Consider the following 22,940-nt stretch of genomic DNA (forward strand, 5'->3'; position numbering starts at 1 on the left):
CCCGCGCCCGTACGACCCCAGCCCCAACCCCACCCCCATCCGCACCCCCAGCCCGACGCGCACCCCCAGCCCGCCCCCGCCCCCCCCCCCCGCGCCCCCCCCGCCCCCCCCCCCCCCCCCCCCCCCCCCCCCCCCCCCCCCCGGGGCCCGGCCCCCCCCCCCCCCCCCCCCCCCCCCCCCACGGCAGGGTCGGGGTTCGCAGTCCGGGTCGGGCCCGGTGGGTCGTGGAGGCGGTACGCGGCGGAGCCGGCGGTCCCGCGCCGTCGTCGCCCGAGAGGATCTCGTCCGGGGACCTCCCGGGCCGGTCCCGCCGCTGGTCACGACGGCGTCGTACGCGTCCGTCAGCCGCGTACCAGGGGGGTGTCCACGAGGTGTTCGGCGAGGAACCAGACCTGTGCCTCGCCGGTGCGGATGACGTCGGAGACGAGCAGGTCGGCACTGCCCTCGTCACCCTCCCCGGAGAGTCGGGCGGCGGCGTCACGGGCGTCGATCAGGATGCGCTCGTGCGCGTCGAGCAGTCTCGACAGCATCACCGGCACCGGCTCCACACCGTCCGGCGGTCGGGGAACGGACGTCAGTTCCGCGACGTGGCGCGGGTCACCGACGGCGACTCCGCCGAGGCTCTGGATCCGCTCGGCCAGCGCGTCCACGATGGCCAGCTGGGCCTCCGCGTGCTTGTCCAGCATGACGTGCAACGAGTAGAAGGTCGCCCCGCGCATGAGCCAATGATGCTTCTTGTAGAGGGAGTGGAGGATCTGCGTATCGGCGAGCACGCGGTTGAGGCGCTGACAGGCGTACATACGGGTGTCATGGCCGAGACCGATCGGCAGCTGCTTGAGCGTGCCGAACGCCTGGATCTCGGCGCCCTTCTGATGCAGCAGCGGCTGGCCGCCGCCGTGCGAGGTCGTGACGGTGTTCATCAGGTGCTCCTGTTCGGAACGAGACATGGGAGGGGCCCGGTCGCCCGGTCGGGGGGGCGCACGGGGCGACCGGGCCGGTCGGTTCGCGCCGGGCGCTCAGCGCCCGGCTGTCGTCGCCGCGACGGGCCGGTGCAGGACCAGCCGGGCGATCAGGCCGGAACCGAGGCCGGCCGCGAGGACGAGCGAGGCCCACCAGACGGGGTACGGAGCGAGGCCGAGCGCCGCGTCTAGGGACCAGGCGCCGGGACCGGTGGCGGCGAGGGCGGCGGCGGTGCCGATGAGGACGAGCGGGTACTCGTACCCGTCGTGCTGCACCCACAGGCCGTTGTGCCACTTCACGGTCAGCGCGACCGTCATGACGCCGATGGTCCCGGTCGCGGCGAGCGGCGTGAGCAGGCCGGCCGCGAGCAGCAGACCGGACCCGATCTGGCCGCCGCCCGCCGCCAGGGCGGTGAGGGCACCACCGCGGAAGCCGTCGGCGCGGAACTCCTCGGTCCCGCCGTCGAGTCCGCTGCCGCCCAGACGCGAGCTGACCTTCTGCACCCCGTGGCCGGCGACGAGCAGTCCCACCAGCAGACGCAGGATCAGAATGCCGGTGTCCACCGAGGTCAGCCGGCCGCGTGCGCGCCGATGACGGCCTGCGCGTACACGACGCCCAGACCGTACGCGCCGGCGTGGGCCTTGACGATCTCCATGACCGCGCCGTACGTCTCCTGGCGCGCCCAGTCGCGCTGCAGCTCCAGGAGGACCTGGACCCAGGTCACCGGGACGGCACCGGCGGCGGTCATGCGCTGGAGGGCGTGCTCGTGGGCGGCCGGGGTGACGCCGCCGGAGGCGTCGGCGACGACGAACACCTGGTATCCCTGCCCGAGGGCGGAGAGGGCGGGCAGCACCAGGCAGACCTCGGTCCACAGACCCGACAGGATGATCTTCTTGCGTCCGGTCGCCTTGACCGCCGCCACGAGCGCCTCGTCCTCCCAGGCGTTCATGGTGGTGCGGTCGATGATCTCGTTCTCGGGGAAGACCTCCGCGAGCTGGGGCAGCAGGGGGCCGGAGAAGGACTCGGCGGCGACCGTGGTCAGGACGGCCGGCACGTCGAAGGCCCGGGCCGCCTTGGCCAGACCGACGGTGCTGTTGATGATCGCGGCGCGGTCGCCGCTGCCGGTGCCGAAGAACATCTGCGGCTGGTGGTCCACGAAGAGCATGACCGAGTTGTCGGGGGTGAGCAGGTCCTCGCTCGGAGCGGCCTGCACCTTGGCGATGTCGAACATGAGGGGTCCTTCCGGGGCTGTCGGTAGCGTGCCGTCACGTGTCGCGACTCGGCACTCCCGCACGCTATGAGCGCCCGGAGCGGCCTTGTTGCCCCCCTGCGCACAGGGGTTGGCACGACAGCGCACAACCGGTCGAGGACCCCTCGCCGCCCCCGCCGGACCACGTATCGACGACCGCACACGTCAGGTCGCCGGAACTGCTCCGTCTCCCCTCCGGGGGCAAGGCAAGGCAGGGGCAGGTCACCCGTCCAGTTCGGCGAGGCGTTCCCGAGCCTCCGTGAGGCGGGTGGGATCAGCCGTGTTCCCGAGGTCGAGGCATTGTGAGAACGCGTCGCGGGCCTCGTCGCGGTGACCGGCGCTCAGCAGGCAGTTTCCGAGGTGGACCAGCGCACGGCTCTCCATGGCCGTGTTGCCGCTCGTGCGGCAGAGGTCCACGGCGAGGCGCAGGTGGTCCGCGGCCTCGGACCAGTTCTCGAGACTCGCGTGGGCACCGCCGATGAGCACCTGCAGATTCGTGCGGGTGAACTCGGCGATGTGGGGTTCGATGCGGTCGCCGACCTGGTCGAGGAACGCCAGGGTGTCCAGGATCTCCGCGACGGACTGCTCGTGCAGACCGCCGTCCACGAGGATCTGATCGTTCTCCACCCGGCACTGGAGGGCGCCGTGGAGGTCACCGGCGGTTTCGAAGAACGTGGCCGCCTCGCCGTTGTGGCGGGCCGCCGCCGCGTAGTCCCCGAGCAGCCTGAAGGCCCAGGCACTGTACTTGTGGGCCCAGCCCTGCTGCGGGAGGTCGCCGGCACGCCTGGCTGCCACGAGCGCCTGCGCGGAGCGGTCGAGACTGTCCTGCCGACGGCCTTCGCAGACGAGCAGCGCCCAGGCGTGGTAGTTCAGATGGGTGGCCATCAGCAGGGGATCGCCCAGCGTCTCGGCACTGCGGGCGGCGGTGGCGAAGACCTCGGGCCAGTGTCCCCAGAAGATCCACTGGTCGGAGAACCAGTGAAGTGCCTCCGTGACCTCGACGACACGGGCGTGGTCGCCCTCGACGGCGGCCGACCGCAGAGCGGCCAGCCAGTTGGGGCCCTCGGCCTGGAGCCACTGGCGGGCATGGTCGGCGGTGGACAGGTCGACCGTGCCCCGCCACGTGGCGGGTGGGGCGCCGTGGCCGGGTTCGTACCAGCGGCCCGCCATGACGGTGTTCTCGAGCAACCAGGCGTGCAGCGCCGACCGTGCGGCCTGCGCCGCGCCCGCCGGCTCCTCGGTCCGCAGACGATCACGCGCGTACAGCCGCAGCAGGTCGTGGAAGCGATAGCGGTCCTGGTACGTGTTCAGGAGACCGGTCTCGACGAGTTCCTCCAGCGTGTCCTCGGCGTCGAACAGCGACTGCCCGGTGAGCCGGGCGGCGCCCGCGGCCCCCGCGTCGGGTCCGTCGACGAGCGACAGCAGGCGGAACATGCGGGCGGCGGTGGGAGTGAGCTGCCGGTAGGACAGGTGGAAGGCGGCGGACACCCGGAGGTCACCGGCGGTGAGGGTGTCCAGGCGGTGCTCCTCCAGGGCGAGGCGGTCGGCGAGGCGGCGCACGGTCCAGCCGGTGCGTGTGGCCAGCCAGTTGCCGGCCACTCGCAGGGCCAGCGGCAGGTTCCCGCAGTGGCCGGCCACCGCGGCCAGCGCGCCCGGGTCCGACTCGGCGCGCTCCCGACCCACCAGGGTGGTGAGGAACGAGCCCGCCTCTGCGGGCGTGAGCTCGCCGAGAGCGAGCCGGTGCACGCTCTCCAGGCCGGTGAGCATCCGTCGGCTGGTCATCATCAGCATGCTCGCGCCCGTGCCCGGAAGCAGCGGACGTACTTGCGCCTCGTCCCGGACGTTGTCCAGGACCAGCAGGCAGCGCCGCTCGGCCAGCACCCGTCGGCACAGTTCCGCGTGCCCCCGGGCGCCGGCCATGGCGAGCTCGCGGTCGGCCACCCCGAGGGCCTTCAGCACGCGGAGCAGGAGCTCCGCCGAGTCGGGCGGATCCTCGTCCGTACCGCGGAGGTCGAACATCAGCTGCCCGTCCGGGAAACGCCGGGCCAGGTCGTGTGCGGCACGGAGCGCGAGGGTGGTCTTGCCTGTGCCTGGCTGCCCGGACACGGCCACCACCACGGGTATCCCCCCGGTTTCCCGCTCGGCCAGTGTCGTCAGCCGTGCCAGTTCCGCCCGTCGCCCCACGAAGTCGTCGACGCCGCGGGGAAAGGCACGGAGGCCCATCGCCTGCGGGCGGGGCGTGCGGCCGATCCGGGCGGCGCCGAGCAGCCGTTCCCGTTCCGTCGTGCTCAACCGCAGCCCGTCCGCGAGGGCCGCGACCGTTCTGCGCTGGGGAGTGGCGACCCGGCCTCTCTCCAGGTCGCCGATCCCGCGCACGCTCACTCCCGACGCCTCCGCCAGAGCTTCGAGCGTCAGCGACGCCTCCAGACGCAACCGTCGCAACATCGTCGCGAACTCCAAGCCGGCGCCGGTCACCTGTTCGTTCCTCCAAGACCGCGGAATCACATGAAGTGACCATTCTGCCTGCCCACCTCACCGGCCCCGGCCGTCGGGAACACGCGACCGTCCCCACCCCGACCCGCACCGGTCGGTCCCCCCACGGGACCGGTGTCCGGCCGAGGTCGGAGCGGCGGGGGGCCGGGGGTCAGTCCTCGATCACCGGGTTGCACGGGGAGAGGAACGGGTCCAGGCGCTCCTCGACGAGTCCCCGGCGCAGGACGCGCACCCGGAAGGCGTTGTCGGCGCTGGGGATGTCGCCCTCGTCGGAGCGGTCGTGGAGCAGGCCCCACGAGCCGGGGAAGCGGCCGGCGATGTACGTCACCAGCGCGTCCAGCTCCTCGGCCTCACGGCCGAGGTGGTTGGTCTGTCCGGCGGCGGTGACGACGGGCAGACCGTTGAGGACGTCGAGGGTGACCCGGCAGCTGGAGGACCAGTCGACGGAGTCGATCCGGGCGCGCAGCTCCTCGACACCGGCCCGCAGGGAGGTCAGGTCGTCCTCGTACGGGTCCTCGGAGATGCCGAACCAGCCATGGAACTCGTACATGCGCTCACTCCAGCGGGGTCGTGTCGATCACCGGCTCGACGCCGTACCGTCGCCCGTATTCCTGGAGCTTATCGACCACGCCGGGACCGGGCGGTCCGTCGAACTGGAAGTACGGTGTGCGGCCGCTCTGGAGCGCCGCCTCGAAGGTGGCCTGCGCCTGCTTGCGGAACTTCTTGTTCAGGGTGAAGTCCGCGGGCTTGGCCTGCGCCACGTACTCGTCGCTGATGGCGTCGAACTCGCGGCCGTCCGGGTCGTTGGCGAAGCGCCGGCGGGGCTCGCCGCCGAGTTTCTCGGCCAGCTTGTCCGCGTCGGCGTCGGGTTTGGTGACCTCGATGAGGTCGCCGAGCCCGCCGTTGTCCTCGTACGGGGCGAGGCCCAGCGGGTCGCTGAACCGCAGCGGGTTGCGCACGTAGCCGGCCGGGTCGGGCGCGGGGGCGAGACCGAGCGGGTCGGGGGTGGTGTAGCGGGCGGTCCGCGGGTCGTAGTAGCGGTGGTGGTTGTAGTGCAGCCCGGTCTCGGGGTCGTAGTACTGGCCGGGGAAGCGCAGCGGGGTGTACGCGGACGCGTCGGCGTTCCACGTCGTGACGCCCCACAGGGTGGTGCGGCTCTGCCAGGCGATGTGCCCGGTCTCGTCGACGAGTTCGGTCGGGGTGCCGATGAGGTCGGTGGTGATGGCGAAGAACCGCGCGTCGATCTCCCGCCGGGTGGCCGCGTCGTGCAGCCGCTCGGTCTGGGCGACCGGGGTGAGGCCCTCGTGGTCCCAGCTGAGCGTGGTGGGGTGGGGCAGCGCGGCGGACGGCTCGGTGGTCTGCTCGGCGAGCAGCGGGCCGTCCCAGACGAAGCGGGTGCGTTCGGCGACGGTCACGCCGTCGGCGGCGAGCCGCTCCTTGGCGACGCGCCGGCCGAGCGGGTCGTAGCGGTAGCGCCACCGGGTGCCGTCCGGGGTGGTGACCGCGGCGAGCCGGTCCTCGGCGTCGTAGGCGTACGTCCACACGTCGGGCTTCCGCGACAGCCGGGTCTTGGTCCGGCGGACCAGCCTGCCGGCGTCGTCGTACGCGTACCGGTTGGTGCCGGCCTCGGTCACCCGGGTGCCGGAGTAGGCGCGCGCGCCGCGGGCGTCGCCGGCGGCGAGACGGTCCGGCCAGCCGGCGGAGACGGGGTGGCCGCCGCCGTCGTAGGCGTACGACTCGCTCCAGCCGTCGGCGGTGACGGCGGTGACCCGGCCGGTCGCGTCCAGGCCGTAGCGGCGCGGGCCGCGCAGGGTGTCCTCGGACGCGACGAGATGCCCGTCCTCGCGGTACGCGTACGTCCGCAGGTTCAGCCGCCGGTCGTCGCGCGCGAGCTCCTGGGCGGTGAGCCGGCCGGCCGCGTCCCAGTCGGACGTCAGCGTCAGCGACTCCCCGACGGTCCGGCTTCGTTCGCGCCCCGCCGCGTCCCGGGTGAAGACCAGGGCGCGGCCGGCGGCGGTCAGCTCGGCGGACCGGCCCGCCGCGTCGTGGGTGTAGGTGGTGACGTGGCCGCCCGGGGTGACGCGCCGGGTGCGGCGCCCGGCCGCGTCGTACGAGAACGACAGCGCCCGCCCGTCGGTCAGTTCGGTCTTGACGTGGCCCCGGCGGTCGTAGGCGTACGTCAGCTCCGCGTCGGGCCCGAGGGCCCGCAGCAGCCGGCCCGCCGGGTCGTACTCGAAGGTGGTCACGGCGCCGCCGGCGTCCTTGCGGACGACCCGGCCGAGCGCGTCGCGCTCGTAGCGGACGGCCGTGCCGAGCGGACCGGTCCGGGTCAGCACCCGGCCGAGCGGATCGACGTCGTAGCCGACGGTGCGGCCGTCGAAGTCGGTCTCGGCGACCAGGTGGCCCACCGGGTCGTAGGAGTAGCTCCAGCTCAGGCCGAGTGGGTTGCGGACCTCGGTGAGGCGCAGCTCGGTGTCGTGGACGAACTCGTGGCGGGAGCCGTCGGGGTCGGTGCGGGCGGTGAGCAGGTCGAAGTGGGTGTACTCGAAGGCCGTGGTGCGGCCCTGGGGGTCGGTGTGGGTCAGGCAGTTGCCCTCGCCGTCGTACGTCCACGACTCCACGGCACCGTCGGGGCCGGTGAACCGCGCGAGCCGGCCCTCGGGGGTCCAGACGTAGTGGGCGGTGCCGCCGGAGGGCTCGGTGCGGGCGGTGATCCGGCCGAAGGCGTCCCGCGCGTACGTGGTGGTGCCGCCGTCCGGGGCCGTCTGCGCCACGAGCATGCCCGTGGCGTCGTGGCGCATCAGGGTGGTGGCGCCGAGGGGGTCGGTGACCGAGGTGAGGTGGCCGCGGGCGTCGTGGGTGTAGCGGGTGGTGTGCCCGGCCGGGTTGGTGACGGCGATCCGGTTGCCGTGCTCGTCGAACTCCTGCCGCCAGCGCTGCCCGCCCGGCCGGGCCAGTTCGACGGGCCGGCCGGCGGCGTCGTGGGAGGCGGTCGAGACGCCGCCGTCGGGGTGCAGGGTCTCGACGAGCCTGCCCTCCTCGTCCCAGCGGAACTCGGTGCGGGCGCCGGGTCCGCCGTCCGCGCCCGGCTCGGTGCGGGACAGCAGCCGGTCGTCGCGGTCGTAGGAGAAGCGGACGGTCGCACCGGTGGGCCAGGTCTCGGCGACGACCTGGAGGTGGCGGTTGACCGCGTAGCGCCAGGTGTGGCCGAGGGAGTCGGTGACCGTGGTGGTGGACAGGCCGGTGCCGGGGTGCGGGTCGCCGTAGTGGAACTCCGAGCGCAGGTGCCCCTCGGCGCCGGACTGGGAGACGCAGCGGTCCCGCTCGTCGTAGACGAAGTCGTAGCGCGAGCCGTTGGTGTCGGTCCAGGAGGCGATCCGGTCCTCGGTGTCGTACGCGAAGCGGGTCGGGACGCCGCCGGAGCCCGTGACCCCGGTGAGGCGGCCCTCCTCGTCGTACCCGTACCGGACGACCTCGGTGCCGCCGACGCTCAGCGAGGTGATCCGGCGGTTCTCCGTGGTGAAGTCGACGCGGTAGCCGCCGGAGTGGACGAGGGCGAGCGGCGCGCCGTCCTCGTCGTACTCGGCGGTGATCGTGCGCCCGTGGCGGTCGGCGATCTCGCCGAGCGGTGCGGTGCCGTCGCCGCCAGGCTCGGCGCCGGCCGGGGCCAGGAAGTGCCGGACGGTGCCGGTCTCCGGTTCGGTGAGGGTGTAGCCGCCGTCGGCGTGCCGCTCCAGCGGCCATCGCGGCCCCGCCTCGGGGAGCACCGGGGCGCCGGGGGCGGGGTGCGGGTAGGGGACGAGGAGGTTGTCCTCGCCGTGCAGGACGACGCCGATCGGGTCGACGGTCAGCCGCTGGTCGATCGTGGACGACCAGCTGTCGCCGAACCAGCGGCCGGCCCGGTAGGAGGACTCGAAGTCCCGGCGGAAGACCAGCGGCAGGCTGCCCGGCAGCAGCACGTCCTCCTGCGGCAGGAACATGCGGCCGGTGGCGAAGTCGACGGGCTCGCGCCCGCACCGCTTGCCGTCGGGCCTGCGGACGGTCTCCCTGAGGTCGTCGGCGCGGCGGGCCTTGGCGGCGTCCGCGAGTTCGTCGGCGAGCCGCACGCCCTTGACGCCGGCGCCGGCGCCGCCCGTCGCGACGGTGAGGACCGCGTCCGGCACCAGGGTGCCGAGGCCTTCCGCCGGGTCCTTCATGAAGTCGTCCAGCATCTGCTTGCCGGTGCCCCAGGGGTCGTTGGCGACCCGGACGAGTCCGGCGACGGTGCTGTTGAGGTTGGTGACGTACTCGGCCGGGTGCGTGAGGTTGTACGGGTCGAGCGGGTTGACGCCCCGGATGAAGTTCACGATGCCGGCGGTGCCCTTGACCGCGCCCATGGCGAAGTGGGTCCTCATCAGTTCGAGCTCGTCGAGCCCGTCCTTCAGCTGCTCGCCGTACGAAGGCTTGGGCGGGGCCGCGTCGCGGGCCTTGCGCACGGCCGCCCGGGCGGCCTCGGCGGCGGAGTTCCGCTGGCGGCGCGCCTCGGCGAGGATGTCCTGCGCCTCCTTCATCCGGTCCTTGCCGGGGTCGGAGAACTCCCCGGGCCGGGGCGGCAGGGTGGCGGGGTCACGCTTGTCGGCGGGTGTCGCGTTGTACTTGTCGACGGCGTCGTTGAAGCCGTCGACCTTCTTCCTGTGGGCGTCGAGGGCTTCCTCCGACGCCTTCGTGCCCGCCTTCCACAGGTCGATCGCGGCCTGGGCCCGGCCCTGCGCCCAGGTGACCGTCGACTCGAACGAGCTCAGCGCCTTCGCCGCCTCCTCGAAGGCGTCCGCGCCCTTGTACCACTTGGGCGGCTCCAGCTTCACGCTCCCGCGGAAGGCATCGGCCGCCTGGCCCTGGAGGGAGTCGGAGTCGAGCCCTTCGAGCCCGAGGCCGACGTCGTTGAAGGCGGCCGAGAGGTCACGCAGGTGGGCGGCGGTGGAGCGGAGCTTGCCGGGCGAGCCGTGGATCAGCTTGGTCTTGTCCTCGGTCTGCCCGAGGTCCAGTTCGTCGACCTCGGCGCCCATCCGGTTCGCGAGCGAGCGGGACTGCTCGCGCACCCAGTCGGCCCCGGACTCCCAGCCGACGTCGTCGAGGCGGTCGGCGGTCCAGTTGCCGACGTCCTCGACGCGGTTGCCGGCCCATTCGACGCCGTCCTCGACGGCGTCCTCGATGACGTCGGGCGTGATGTCGCTGACAAGGTCCCCGATACCCATGGTCAGTTCCCCCCGTTCTGGGCGCGCTCCTCGGGCGACGGCCCGAAGGTGTCGTCGACGGCCCGGTCGAACTGCTCCTGATCGACGCCGAGGAGGTCGTTGAGCCTCCGCGAGTTCTCCCCGCCCTGCCCCTCGGTGAGCAGCGAGCGTCCGGTGTCCTTCCAGGTCTGGGCCATGTCGTCGCCGGCGCGGTCCCAGGACTCGCCGCTCCAGTCCGGGTCCAGCGCGTCCGGGGTGAAGACGTCGCCCCAGTCCTGCTTGGCGATGTCCTCCTCGGAGGCGTACGGGCTGCCGCCCGCGAGCGCGTTCACGCCGAACTTCAGGGAGCTCTCGACGTACTGGTCCTCCTCCCACAGGACGCCCGCGGCCAGGCCGAGTTTCGCCGCGATCGCGTTGGCGTCCTGGACCTGTGCCCTGACGCCCCACTCCCAGCGCTCGCAGAAGTCCTCGAAGTCGGTGGACAGCCCGTGGTGCCCGGCCTCCATGCCGGTCATGGCCAGCTCGGAGAAGCCCTTGCCGAGCACCGCGCCGGTGCCCGTCCCGATCTCCTTCAGCTCGCCGACCGCGTTCCGGATGCCCTGGGTGAGCCGCCGGACGGTGTACTGGTCGATCCCGAGGTCCTTCGCCCCGTCACCCATCAGACGCCACCCCCGGCGGTCCCCTCGACGGCCGCCGCGTCCGGGACGATGCCCTCGGCCGGCGGGAAGAGCATGGACCCGTCCGGGTCCGCGACGTCGACCGCGATCCCGGCGGGCACGCCCATCGCCGGCACGATCTCGTCGAGCAGCCGGGCGCCGAGCAGTTCGGCGAACTCCCAGCTCCGCCCCGGGTCGCCGGCCTCCCGCGCGAACCGCGCGAGGGCCTCCTCACCGGTGAACGCGAACACCCAGCGCACCCCGCCGAGGTTCCCCGTCCACAGCCCGCCCCGCTCCAGGGGCACGAGCAGCCTGGCCCGCCTCAGCTCCCCGAGCAGCGCCCGCGGATCACCCGTCCCGGCCCGCCGCTCGGCGATCCGGTCGACGAGCGCACTCCCCTCACCCACTCCGCCGCCTCCCCCGAAGCCCGTTTCCGAACCCGACACCCGTACTGACACCTGCCTACACCTACACCTACACCTGCGCGTGAACGACGGTCGCGCACTTCTCCCGAACACGCCCCATCCTCACCCTCCGGTTCCCCGCCTCCACGAAACCCCCGCAAACACCGAACAAGCCCGCCCCCGGCGGACCGCCCCCTCCCGCCACGTGCGCGAGCGACCACCGGACGCCGAGGCGGAGCACCTGGCACGACGCCCCTCCTGGACTCCCGCCCCGGCACCGTCCGGCACCGTCCGGCACCGCCCCGGCACCGCCTCCGGGCGTCGCGAATCGCCAAGATCGACAACCGGTCTCGACTACTCTCAACTGCGAAAAGCCCGCTCAGCCACATGCCTGCCAGTCTCACCAGGAGGTATCCGTGAGGATGCTGATCAACGTGCCCTAGTTTGGTGCGGCCGCAGGTCAGGGCCATGCTGTGGAGCCGTTGGTCAGCAAACTCCCAGCATGAGTCAGGAGCGGTGTACGTGGCGACCAAACTCATCCGTGGGATGGGCAGTTTCTTCAAAACCTGCAGCTGCAAACGGCAGGGCGGATGCGCGCACCCCTACGCTATCCGGTTCCGCGACGGAACGGGGCGGCAGTGCGAGGAGTCGGGCTACCCAACGCAGGACGACGCCCTCGACCGTCTCACGCAGATCTACAGGGAAAAGCGCACCACTCCCGTACAGCAGTCCGAGATGAAGCGCACACTGGGTAGGCAGCGCTTCGGGGAGTACGCGGGCACCTGGCTGCCGCGACAGCGCCACCTCGCACCCGGCACGGTACGCACGGTCAAGCAGCTGCTCGACCGCCAGCTGCTCCCGGTGCTCGAGTCCCGCCGGATCAACAGCTTCTCGCCGACCGTCGTCGACGACTTCATCATGTCGATGGAGGAACGCAAGGTTGGCCTGGCCACACGGCAGAACGCCTTCGACACCCTCAAGAAAATCCTGCGGGACGCCCACCACAGGGGCGGGATAGCCGACGACCCCTTCCGAGGCGTTGTCCCACCGGAGTACATCCCCACTCGGATCACCATCCCCACCGTGGAGGAGATCCACGCCCTCAAGGAGGTCGCGTCCAAGGCCCTCGTCGTCGTCGTCGACCTGATGTCCGGGTGCGGGCACCGAAACGGTGAGGCGTTCGCAGCCAATCTCGAAGGGATGGTCGCGGACGACGTGTACCGCATCACCGAGCAGATCGAAGGAAGGACCCGCCAACGCGCTCCCCTCAAGCACCGCAAGGCTGGCGACTTCCGCGAAGTCCCCATGCCGGCCACGGTCCGGGAATCACTCCTCAAGTACGCGCACGACGTCGGTACGGACGAGAACGGCTTCTTGCTGCGCACTCAGCGCAGCCCCCACTGGGCGTACACGACGCTCGACTACCAGTGGAGCGCGGCCAGGAAGCGGGCCGGCATCACACGGAAGTTGAACCCGTACTCCCTACGCCACTTCTTCGCCTCGAACTGCCTGTCCAAGGGAATCCCCATCACCGACGTGGCCGAGTGGATGGGTCACTCGAACATCAACATGACCTACCGTATCTACCGCCACCTGATGCCAGCATCCATCGGCCGCGCAGCCAAGGTCCTTGAGACCGGACTCTAACCAAAATCCAGGAGGGGCCGGGTTGTCACCCGGCCCCTCCTTCAAGAAACCTTCTGCTGCTGCACCCACCGCTCAAGGTCCTCGACCTTGAACTTGAGTCGCCCTCCGAAGTAGTAGCGAGGGATTCCGTGCCTCCGCGAATCGCGGTACATCCAGCGCTGGGACATATTCAAATACTCGGCCGCTTCAGCGACCCCAAGGAACCGGCTGCTCACAGAACACCCCACCTCTCACCAGAATTCGGAGCCGATGATACGACTCGAAAGCGGCCGACCCTAGCGAGAGCTCGAGGAAGCCCTTGACCCGAACAGGCGATAGCTCGGAGAGCCAGGAAAACGGTCGCCCCTGCTCCCCGGGGGGAATATCTGGAACCCCGGTTGCTTGGTATTTCTTTGCAGATCATGGGAGGGGCACTGGTGGCCGAGCTGGCTGTTCCGGCAGGACGCGGACGGGCGGGATGTCGAGCTCTCCGGTTCGACGGTGGCGCTGGAGGTCGAGCTGCAGCGGCGAGTCGAGGCCAGTCTGAAGCAGATGCTCGGCGTCCGGTCCCTGGCGTCGGAGCACGCAACCGGTCCGTGGCATCGAGGGCGGATCGACACCCTGGGACTTGACGAGAACGGCAGCCCGGTGGTGATCGATTTCAAGAAGGGCTCCGACAGCGGGATGCTGTCACAGGCCGTCTCCTACATGGCGTGACTGGAGTCGGTGCACCACGAGTTCGAGGCGCTCGTCCGGAAGGTGCTGGGCGCGGAGGCCGCCGAGTCGATCGACTGACGCCGTCCGCGGATGGTCTGCATCGCGGTCGGCTTCTCCCACCACGACCGTGTGGCCGTGCAGCGGCTGCCCGAGCGGATCGACCTGGTGCGCCACCCCGTCTTCGAGGGCGGGCTGCAGCCTGCTGCTGGTGGACTCCTCACCCGGCGTGCCGAGCACCGCGTCCCGGCGGAGCCGCAAGCGGGACACGGCGGCCGGCAGCGCACCGGCGGCGCCGACAGCTCCTCTGTCGGCCGGTGGCGGCCTCGTCCCGGAGTGCCTGCGGGACCTGTTCACGGAGCTGGACGAGGCGCTCACGGCGTGGGGCGAGGTCGAGGTGACGCCGCTGCGGCACTACATCGCCTATCGACGGCTGGTGAACGTCGCGTTGGTGATCTTCCGTCCGAAGCACGAGGCGATCCTGGTCTACCTCAGACTCGACCCGGACACGGTCGCTCTGAAGGAGGGCTTCACCCGCGACATGCGCGGCATCGGCACCTCGGGACGGGGGACCTGGAGCTACGTCTCGCCACGGACAGCGTCCTTGGCATGCCTCCCGCGCCATATACCCCGGCCAGCAGTCCCAGCCGGCAGCCAAGGGCCACCGCATCTGCCAGGATGGCCGCATACCATAGCAATCCCACCACGGCAGAGAACAGGCGAAGCGCTCCTGAAGTTGCAGTTCAGGAAGCCTGGTCCCTGCGCGAGCGGGGGGTGCTCCGCCCAGGGTGGGACCCTCACATGCAGAGAGACGCCAGCTCGCACGTCATCAGGTCCGAGCAAGGTCTGATCAGTTCCACCGGCACCAGAACCTCAGCGGCGCCCCGCCCGCACACCCACTCACTACGAGACCATGAGTGATCGCGCTACGCAGTACCCCATCGCGCTGCCCCATGAACCACCCCGGCCTACCACAAGACGCTGGTGCCGCCGGCCCGCCCCGCGAGGCCACTGCGGCCCGGTCGCCGCGCGTCCGAGGCGGTGCTACTGGAGCAGACTTCAATAGCTAGCCCGTTGACACCGTCAACGCAAGTGTGTGAATCTTGTCAACACATAAAGGTGTACGCTCCGTGCAGGATGTACCCACCTTGCATGCGACGGGTGAAACGGGGAAAGGCAGTGGACCTGGTGACGGTCAACGGACGATTCCGGATCACGGGGATCGTAGGGCGCGGGAACATGGGCGAGGTACACCGCGCCGAGGACCTGCAGGCCGCCCCGGACTCCCCGCACCGGGAGGTCGCGGTCAAGACCGTGTTGCGCGGCCGAACCGGAGTCGCGATTGACGCATCGGAGTCCGGCAAGGAGATCGACCGCTTCCGCCGCGAAGTACGGATCATGCGCATGCTCTCCCAGGGCCACCCGAACCTCACCCGGCTGATCGACGGCGGCGTCGACGACCAGGGGGGTGGCAGCGGTCTTCCCTACCTGGCCATGGAGCTGCTCGACGGTCACCCGCTCGCGGACCTCATCGACGAGGAGCCCCAGCTTCCGGTCTCGTGGGTCGCCGCCGTCGGGGCGCAGATCGCCGCCGGGCTCGCCGCGGCGCACACGGCCGGGGTCGTGCACCGCGACCTGAAGCCCGCCAATGTGATGCTGACCCGCGACGGCACCGTCAAGATCCTCGACTTCGGCATGGGCTCGATCGTCGACGATCCGGACCAGACCCGGCTGACCAGCACGGGCGTCAGCGTCGGCACGGCCCGCTACATGGCACCCGAGCAGTTCCGGGCCGAACGCGTCACCGCGCTCGCCGACCTTTACGCGCTCGGCTGCATTCTGTACGAACTGCTGATCGGACAGCCGCCGTTCTCCGCCCGGACCCCGTACGAGCTCTCCGAGCAGCACCAGCACGCGCGGCCGCCGCTGCTCACCCTGGTGCGCCCGGACCTGCCCGCCGAGCTGGTCCGCCTGGTGGACCGCCTGCTCGAGAAGGATGCCGAACTGCGGCCCGAGAACGCCGCCCTGCTCCGTGACGTGCTGGTCCCGCTCGCGTTCGCGCCGGACGACACGGCCGCTCTCCTTGCCCCGCACTGGCAGGTGATGAACCCGGTGGCCCGGCTGCGGGCCCTGCTCCCCGAGCGCACCCCGGCGGCGCCCGCTCCCGTGCCGCGCAGAGAGCCCCGCCTGCCCGAGACGATGGACGTCTTCGGCATCCACGCCGACCTGATCAGCGAGTACGAGAGCTTCACCAAGAGCGCGACGGTGATCCGGGACGCCCGGATCGCCGGCTTCGTCGAGGACGACATGGCGGGGAAGTCGCAGTGGCCCGACCCGTGGTTGTCGCTGAACCCGTTCTTCGCCGACGGAGGCAAGGTCACCGACCTCGTGCGGGACGGCATCCTGCACCCCAAGTGCGCCGAGATCTTCCAGGCGGGCAAGAAGGGGAGCTCACGGCGCCCGGACGGGCGCCCGCTGACCTTCCATCTCCACCAGCGGCAGGCGATCGAGGCCGCGCAGGCGGGCGATTCCTATGTGCTGACAACCGGTACGGGCTCCGGCAAGTCCCTGTCGTACATCGTCCCGATCGTGAACCACGTCCTGAAGGAGCGTCAGGCAGGCGGCGCGGGGGGCCGGGTGCGCGCAATCGTCGTGTACCCGATGAACGCGCTGGCGAACTCGCAGCTGATGGAGCTGGAGAAGTACCTGCGCCACGGATTCGGGGCGGGGAACGAACCTGTCACCTTCGCCCGCTACACCGGCCAGGAGTCCGACGACCAGCGGCGGGAACTGCGCAAGAACCCCCCGGACATCCTGCTGACGAACTACGTGATGCTGGAGCTCATGCTGACCCGGCCGGACGACCGGTCGAGCCTCATCCGCATGGCCGACGGGCTGCAGTTCCTCGTCTTCGACGAGTTGCACACCTACCGGGGCCGCCAGGGCGCGGACGTGGCGTTCCTGATCCGCCGGGTCCGCGAGGCCTGCCGGGCCTCGGCGACCCTTCAGTGCATCGGCACCTCGGCCACCATGTCCACCGAGGGAACCTGGGAGGATCAGCGGCGCGAGGTGGCCAAGGTCGCCGGCCGGTTGTTCGGCACGACGGTGCTGCCGAAGCGTGTCATCGGCGAGACCCTGATCCGGGCCACCGAGGAGGCGCCGGTGACGGTGCCCGCCGAACGGCTGCGGGTGCAGGCGGCGCCCCGTTCCTACGAGGCGCTCACGAAGGACTCGCTGGCGCGTTGGCTGGAGTCGCGGTTCGGTCTGGAGCGCGAGGAGGGCACAGGGCGGTTCCGGCGCTGCGCCCCGGGGACCGTCGAGGACGCGGCGGCCGAGCTCGCCGCGGAGTCCGGCGTGGCCGAGGAGAGCGTCCGCGAGGCGATCCGCACCACGCTGGAGGCGGGTTCGCAGGCGAAGAACCCGATGACAGAGCGGCCGCTGTTCGCCTTCCGGCTGCACCAGTTCCTCTCGAAGGGCGACACAGTCTACACGACCCTCGAGGATCCGCTCAGCCGCCCGCTCACCCGCACCTACCAGCTGGAGCAGCCCGGCAGCGACGGCAAGCCGCTGTTCCCGCTGGCGTTCTGCCGTGAGTGCGGCCAGGAGTACTTGACGGTCTGGCGCACCGAGGAGAGCGGGGCGTTCCGGTACGAGCCGCGCCGGGACACCTCCGCCTCCGGGGGCCGGGACGGTGAGGGCTACCTGTACCTCGGCATGCCTGGGGAGGACTACGAGTGGCCGGCCGATCCGCAGACGGCCGTGGACGACCGGCGGTTGCCGGAGTCGTGGCTCGAGACGGACGCGCAGGGCGTGACCGTCGTCAAGAAGTCCTACCGCCCCCGGGTGCCCAAGCGGGTCGTCGTGGACGGGTTCGGGAACGAGTCGGGCGAGGGTCTGGTGGCCGCGTTCGTCCCGGCGCCGTTCCTCTTCTGCGTGCACTGCCAGGTCTCGTACGAGCAGACCCGCGGCCGGGACTTCGCCAAGCTGGCCACGCTGGACCAGGAGGGCCGTTCCTCGGCCACCTCGCTGATCTCCGCGTCGATCGTGAAGTCCCTGCGGGCGGTGCCGGAGGAGAGCCTCGGCAAGGAGGCGCGCAAACTCCTCACCTTCGTCGACAACCGGCAGGACGCCTCGCTCCAGGCCGGCCACTTCAATGATTTCGCCCAGGTCACCCAGTTGCGCGGTGCTCTCTACCAGGCCGCCGTGCGGGCGGGCGAGGAGGGCCTGCACCACGACGAGCTCGCCGAAGCGGTGACCGAGGTGATGGGGTTGTCGCCGCGCGAGTACGCGGAGGGCAAGGCCCTGGCTCCCTCCATGGAGCGCCGCGCGACGAAGGCCTTCCGCGATGTCGTGGGCTACCGGCTCTACCGGGACCTGGAGCGCGGCTGGCGCATCACGATGCCGAACCTGGAGCAGACGGGTCTGCTGCGGATCGACTACGAGGACCTGGGCTGGATCGCCGCCCAACCCGACCGCTGGCAGGCCGCGCACGCCGTGCTGCGCGAGGCCGACCCCGCGCTGCGCGAGGAGGTCGCCCGTACGCTGCTCGACTACATGCGGCGTGCCCTCGCCATCGACGTGCAGTACTTCCGCGACGACTTCGACACGCTGCTGCGGGCGAGCGAGGAGCGCCTCACCGGGCCATGGGTCCTGAGCGAGGGCGACCGGCCCGCCGTCGGCACCGCCTACCCGTACGGATCGAAGCCGGGTATGGAGCGCTCGGCGCTGTTCCTTTCGGCTCGCGGCAAGTTCGGCAAGTACCTCCGGCGGAACATGCCCGAGCTGCGTGCCCTGCCGCTGGACGACGTCCAGGGCGTCATTGAGGACCTGCTGAAGGTGCTGCTCGACGCGGAGCTGGTGCGCGAGGTGGAGGCGGCCCCCGAACACGCCGGCCCCGCCTACCGCCGTCGGGCGACCGAGAAGCGCACCGGCTACCGGGTGTCGGCCGCCGCCCTGATCTGGCGTGCCGGCAGCGGTGAGCGGGGCGCGATCGACCCGCTGGCCCGCACGTACAGCAGCGGGGAGGGCCCGCGCGTCAACCCGTTCTTCCGCGACCTGTACCGGACGGCGGCGGCCGAGCTGGCCGGCCTGTTCGCCCGGGAGCACACGGCTCAGGTCACCCCAGAGGACCGGCTGGAGCGGGAGGGCCGGTTCCGCACGGCGGAGCTGCCCCTGCTGTACTGCTCGCCGACGATGGAGCTGGGCGTCGACATCTCCTCGCTCAACGCCGTGCTGATGCGCAATGTACCGCCGACGCCGGCGAACTACGCGCAGCGCTCGGGCCGGGCGGGCCGCTCCGGTCAGCCCGCCCTGGTGACCACGTACTGCGCGACGGGCAACAGCCACGACCAGTACTACTTCCGCCGCTCCGAGGACATGGTGGCCGGGCAGGTGGCGCCGCCACGCCTGGACCTCGCCAACGAGGACCTGGTCCGGTCCCATATCCAGGGCATCTGGCTCGCGGAGACGGGGATGAAGCTGGGCGTCGCGATCCCGGACGTCGTCGACGTGGCCTACGACCCCGACGGCAGCGACCGCCCCGACCCGCAGATGCCTCTGCCGCTACTCCCCCACATCCGCGACCTGTCCCTGGACGAGGGCGCCCGCCGGCGCGCGGTCGCCGCGGCCCGTACCGTCCTCGCCCCGCTGATCGCGGACTTCGCGGACACCACCTGGTGGTACGACGAGTGGATCGAGGACCGGATCGAGCGTGCCCCGCAGCGGTTCGACGACTCCTTCGACCGCTGGCGCGAGCTGTTCCGAGCGGCCGTCGTCGACCAGTACGAGCAGAACAAGCGGGTCGTCGACCACACCCTCTCGCAGGGCGAGCAGGGCCGGGCGCGCACCCGCCGCCGCGAAGCGGAGACGCAGACGAACCTGCTGCTCAACCGCTCGTCGGACAGCAAGTCGGTGATGAGCGACTTCAACCCGTACCGCTACCTCGCGTCCGAGGGCTTCCTGCCCGGTTACAGCTTCCCGCGGCTTCCCCTGGCCGCATACATCCCGCGCTCCGGCAACCGCCGCAACGCCGACGGCGACTATCTGCAGCGTCCCCGGTTCCTCGCGATCCGGGAGTTCGGCCCCGGCGCGCTCATCTACCACGAGGGTGCCCGCTACCAGGTCACCCGCGTGCAGCTGCCGCCGGACGCCTCGGGCGACCTGGCGACGGCTGAGGCGCGGCGCTGCGACGGCTGCGGCTACCACTACGCCGTCAAGCCCGGCGTGGACAGGTGCACGATGTGCCACGAGGAGCTGCGGAGCAAGCGCACCGGCCTGCTCCATCTCCACACCGTGTACACCACCCCGCGCGAGCGGATCTCCTCCGACGAAGAGGAGCGCCGCCGGGCCGGTTTCCGTCTGGAGACCTCGTACGCCTTCCAGGGCCACGGCGCCCGCAAGGGACGGCTCACCTCGCACGTCACGGACGCCGAAGGGGCGCCCGTCCTCGACCTGGACTACGGCGACTCGGCGACCGTCCGTATCACCAACCTCGGCCGCGTACGGGACAAGGAGGGCGAGCCGGACGGCTACTGGCTGGACCTGGGGGACGGCCGCTGGCTCAACGACCGGGCCGCCGCGGACGCCATCGAGGGCACCGGGATGCCGGTGGTCGACGAGGACGGCAACGAGAAGCGCCGCAAGAAGCGGGTCCTGCCCTATGTGGAGGACCGCCGCAACATCCTCGTCCTCACCTTGGACGAGCCGCAGCCGGAGCCGGTGGCCCTGTCGTTCCTGTACGCGCTCGAGCGGGGCATCGAGGCCGCGTTCGAGCTGGAGGACTCCGAGCTGACCGCGGAGCTGCTGCCTCCGGACGACGGCCCGCGGCGCCGCATCCTGTTCACGGAGGCCGCGGAGGGCGGCGCCGGTGTGCTGCGGCGCATCCAGCACGACAAGGACGCCCTGGCCAAGGCCGCCCGTACGGCCCTGGAGATCTGCCACTTCGATCCGGACACCGGCGAGGACGAGGGGGGCCCGGCGGACGGCGAGGAGTGCGCCCGCGGCTGCTACGCCTGCCTGCTGACCTACGCCAACCAGACGCACCACCGCAGGCTGAGCCGGCACGCCGCCCACCCGCTGCTGGTGCGGCTGGCCGACGCCCGCACCGAGCGGGAGGACCGCGGCGAGTCCCGCAGCGAACGGTTCCGCAGGCTTGCTCCCGCAGTCAGCAGCGGGGACGCCGCCCCTGAGAGCGTCTCGCTCACCCCGGTGGAGGCGGATCTGGCGGCCCTCGTCGCGCGAGGCGATCTGCTCGGCTGGCTGCGGGCGAAGGGCTACCGGCTGCCGGACGAGGTCAACGTCCTCGTGCAGCAGGCGGGGGCGTGCCCCGATCTGGTGTTCCGCCTGGACGGTGCCAACCTCGCCGTATTCGTCGACGTTCCCGGCCACCCGGCAGATTCCACCCGCGACGTCGAGGCCGGGTACCGCCTGGAGGACGCAGGCTGGGACGTCCTGCGCTTCCCGACGGACGCGGACTGGGACACCATCAAGGACAACAACGCCGCCTACTTCCACCTCCGTTGATCGCCCCACCGGCTCCCGACCTTTAGGAACTGAGACATCTCATGAGCCTCACGTACACAGCCGGCTCCTTGGTCGCCGCCCGCGGCCGGGAATGGGTGGTCCTGCCCGAGAGCGCCCCCGACATGCTGGTGCTGCGCCCGCTGGGCGGTAGCGAGGACGATGTCGCGGCCGTCTTCCCGGCCTTCGAGGACGTACGCCCCGCCGAGTTCGCGGCGCCGAGCCCGGCCGACCTGGGCGACCAGCGCGCCGCCGGCCTGCTGCGCACGGCACTGCGCATCGGGTTCCGGTCGGGTGCTGGCCCGTTCCGCTCCCTGGCGTCGATCGCTGTGGAACCCCGCGCTTACCAGCTGGTGCCGCTGCTGATGGCGTTGCGGCAGCGCAATGTGCGGCTGCTGATCTCGGACGATGTCGGTATCGGCAAGACGGTCGAGGCGGGTCTGATCGCCAAGGAGCTTCTCGCGCAGGGCGAGGCGACCCGGCTGGCCGTGCTGTGCTCCCCGGCACTGGCCGAGCAGTGGCAGGGCGAGCTGCGGGAGAAGTTCGGCATCGACGCCGAGCTGGTGTTGGCCTCCACGGTGTCGCGCCTGGAGCGCGGTCTGGAGCTGGGCCAGTCCCTGTTCGACAAGCACCCGTTCACGATCATCTCGACGGACTTCATCAAGTCGACCCGTCACCGTGAGGACTTCGTACGGCACTGCCCCGACCTGGTTATCGTCGACGAGGCCCACACGTGTGTGGCCGCAGATGACACCGCTCAGGGTGCCGCGTCGTCCTCCTCTAACCAGCTCCGCTACGAGCTGCTGCGGAGGATCTCCGCCGACGCCGACCGTCACCTGCTGCTGCTGACCGCGACGCCGCACTCCGGCAAGGAGTCGGCGTTCCGTAATCTGCTTGGCCTGGTGCGCCCCGAACTGGCGACAGTGAACCTGGAAGCCCCGGCGGGGCGGGCGAAGCTCGCCGAACACTTCGTGGCCCGCAAGCGCGCCGATGTCCGCGACTACCTCACCAAGGAGGACGGCCTCGCCGACGACTCCCTGGCCGAGCGGACTGCCTTCCCCTCCGACCGCTGGACGAAGGACGAGCCGTACAAGCTGACCCCGGCCTACCGGGCTCTACTCGACGACGCCATCGCCTACGCCAGGGACCGCGTCGAGGCGGCCGGCGAGCAGGGCAAGCGGGAGGCCCGTATCGCATGGTGGTCGGTAATCGCGCTGCTTCGCTCGATGGTGTCTTCGCCGGCGGCCGCTGCGCAGACCCTGAAGACCCGCTCCGAGTCCGCCGCCGCCCGCACGGCGCACGAAGCGGACGTCCTGGGCGCCCCGGTGGCAGCCGACTCCGCGGACAACGACCGGCTGGAAGGCATGGACGTCGCGCCGGGTGCCGCCGAGACGGAGGATGCCGGTGCCCGACTGCTGGAACTCGCCGAGCGGGCCGCACAGCTCGTCGGCCCGGCCGAGGACGCGAAGCTGAAGGCTCTCACCCGCCATCTGAAGAACCTGATCGCCGAGGGCTACCACCCAATCGTCTTCTGCCGCTACATCCCCACGGCCGAGTACCTGGCCGAGCAGCTCGACGGCAAGCTCGGCAAGAAGACGAAGATCGCCGCCGTGACCGGCACCCTCTCCCCGCAGCAGCGTCTGGAACGCATCGAGCAGCTCGCCGCCGAGGCCGCCGCCGAGGAGGCCGACGACCCGGCCGTCCGCCGCGTCCTCATCGCCACCGACTGCCTCTCCGAGGGTGTCAACCTCCAGCACCACTTCGACGCAGTCGTCCACTACGACCTGGCCTGGAACCCGACCCGCCACGACCAGCGCGAGGGCCGCGTCGACCGCTACGGCCAAAAGCGCGACCAGGTCCGTGTCATCACCATGTACGGCGAGGACAACGGCATCGACGGCAAGGTCCTGGAGGTGCTGTTCAAGAAGCACCGGCAGATCAAGAAGGACCTGGGTATCTCCGTCTCCGTCCCCGACGAAACCGCCTCCGGCGTCACCGACGCCGTCGTGGAGTGGCTGCTGCTGCACGGCCGGCAAGGCAGCCAGGAGAGCCTGTTCGAAATGGACACCCACCAGGAGTCCTTCGACCGCATCGAACGCGAGTGGAA

At 71.3% G+C, this 22,940-nt stretch carries 12 protein-coding genes and 1 pseudogene; 4 read left to right on the forward strand and 9 right to left on the reverse strand.

Features of this window, described 5'->3' with window-relative positions:
* Positions 1-341: 341 nt before the first annotated feature.
* The 8 genes from ACF1BN_RS35425 to ACF1BN_RS35460 form a co-directional block, all read right to left on the reverse strand.
* Positions 342-920 carry a Dps family protein gene (locus ACF1BN_RS35425; RefSeq protein WP_392335710.1) on the reverse strand — a complete coding sequence of 193 codons (579 nt, stop codon included), beginning with the start codon at positions 918-920 and terminating at the stop codon, positions 342-344.
* A 96-nt stretch (positions 921-1,016) separates the two neighbouring features.
* On the reverse strand, positions 1,017-1,523 hold the full coding sequence (locus ACF1BN_RS35430) for a DoxX family membrane protein (protein WP_392335711.1): 507 nt from the start codon (positions 1,521-1,523) through the stop codon (positions 1,017-1,019).
* A gap of 5 nt (positions 1,524-1,528) precedes the next feature.
* Positions 1,529-2,191 carry a hydrolase gene (locus tag ACF1BN_RS35435; RefSeq protein ID WP_392335712.1) on the reverse strand — a complete coding sequence of 221 codons (663 nt, stop codon included), beginning with the start codon at positions 2,189-2,191 and terminating at the stop codon, positions 1,529-1,531.
* 240 nt (positions 2,192-2,431) lie between these two features.
* Positions 2,432-4,684, reverse strand: coding sequence for an ATP-binding protein (locus tag ACF1BN_RS35440; RefSeq protein WP_392335713.1), 2,253 nt, complete (start codon positions 4,682-4,684; stop codon positions 2,432-2,434).
* Between the two features lie 169 nt (positions 4,685-4,853).
* The gene (locus tag ACF1BN_RS35445; RefSeq protein ID WP_392335714.1) at positions 4,854-5,252 is read right to left on the reverse strand and encodes an Imm7 family immunity protein; all 399 of its coding nucleotides are present in this window, start codon (positions 5,250-5,252) and stop codon (positions 4,854-4,856) included.
* Positions 5,253-5,256: 4 nt separating this feature from the next.
* Positions 5,257-9,936, reverse strand: coding sequence for a putative T7SS-secreted protein (locus ACF1BN_RS35450; protein WP_392335715.1), 4,680 nt, complete (start codon positions 9,934-9,936; stop codon positions 5,257-5,259).
* A 2-nt stretch (positions 9,937-9,938) separates the two neighbouring features.
* A complete protein-coding gene (locus tag ACF1BN_RS35455) occupies positions 9,939-10,577 on the reverse strand; it encodes a hypothetical protein (protein ID WP_392335752.1) in 639 nt (212 codons plus the stop codon).
* Entirely contained in the window at positions 10,574-10,978 is a 405-nt protein-coding gene (locus tag ACF1BN_RS35460; protein ID WP_392335716.1) for a hypothetical protein, read from the reverse strand. The genes ACF1BN_RS35455 and ACF1BN_RS35460 overlap by 4 nt, the downstream gene beginning before the upstream one ends.
* A gap of 519 nt (positions 10,979-11,497) precedes the next feature.
* On the opposite strand from ACF1BN_RS35460, the gene ACF1BN_RS35465 reads away from it, so the two are divergent.
* Positions 11,498-12,622 (forward strand): tyrosine-type recombinase/integrase, encoded by a 1,125-nt coding sequence (locus ACF1BN_RS35465; RefSeq protein ID WP_392335717.1) that lies wholly within the window; start codon positions 11,498-11,500, stop codon positions 12,620-12,622.
* Between the two features lie 41 nt (positions 12,623-12,663).
* Here the strand turns inward: ACF1BN_RS35465 and ACF1BN_RS35470 are convergent, their stop codons facing one another.
* On the reverse strand, positions 12,664-12,849 hold the full coding sequence (locus tag ACF1BN_RS35470; protein ID WP_392335718.1) for a helix-turn-helix domain-containing protein: 186 nt from the start codon (positions 12,847-12,849) through the stop codon (positions 12,664-12,666).
* 253 nt (positions 12,850-13,102) lie between these two features.
* Between ACF1BN_RS35470 and ACF1BN_RS35475 the strand changes: the two genes are divergently transcribed.
* The 3 genes and pseudogenes from ACF1BN_RS35475 to ACF1BN_RS35485 form a co-directional block, all read left to right on the forward strand.
* A complete protein-coding gene (locus tag ACF1BN_RS35475; RefSeq protein WP_392335719.1) occupies positions 13,103-13,318 on the forward strand; it encodes a hypothetical protein in 216 nt (71 codons plus the stop codon).
* 1,149 nt (positions 13,319-14,467) lie between these two features.
* A complete protein-coding gene (locus ACF1BN_RS35480) occupies positions 14,468-20,836 on the forward strand; it encodes a protein kinase (protein ID WP_392335720.1) in 6,369 nt (2,122 codons plus the stop codon).
* Positions 20,837-21,198: 362 nt separating this feature from the next.
* Positions 21,199-22,614: pseudogene (locus ACF1BN_RS35485) on the forward strand (DEAD/DEAH box helicase family protein); the annotation flags it as partial.
* Positions 22,615-22,940 lie beyond the last annotated feature (326 nt).

It is taken from the genome of Streptomyces sp. NPDC014861 (genome assembly GCF_043081625.1).
Taxonomy (GTDB): domain Bacteria; phylum Actinomycetota; class Actinomycetes; order Streptomycetales; family Streptomycetaceae; genus Streptomyces.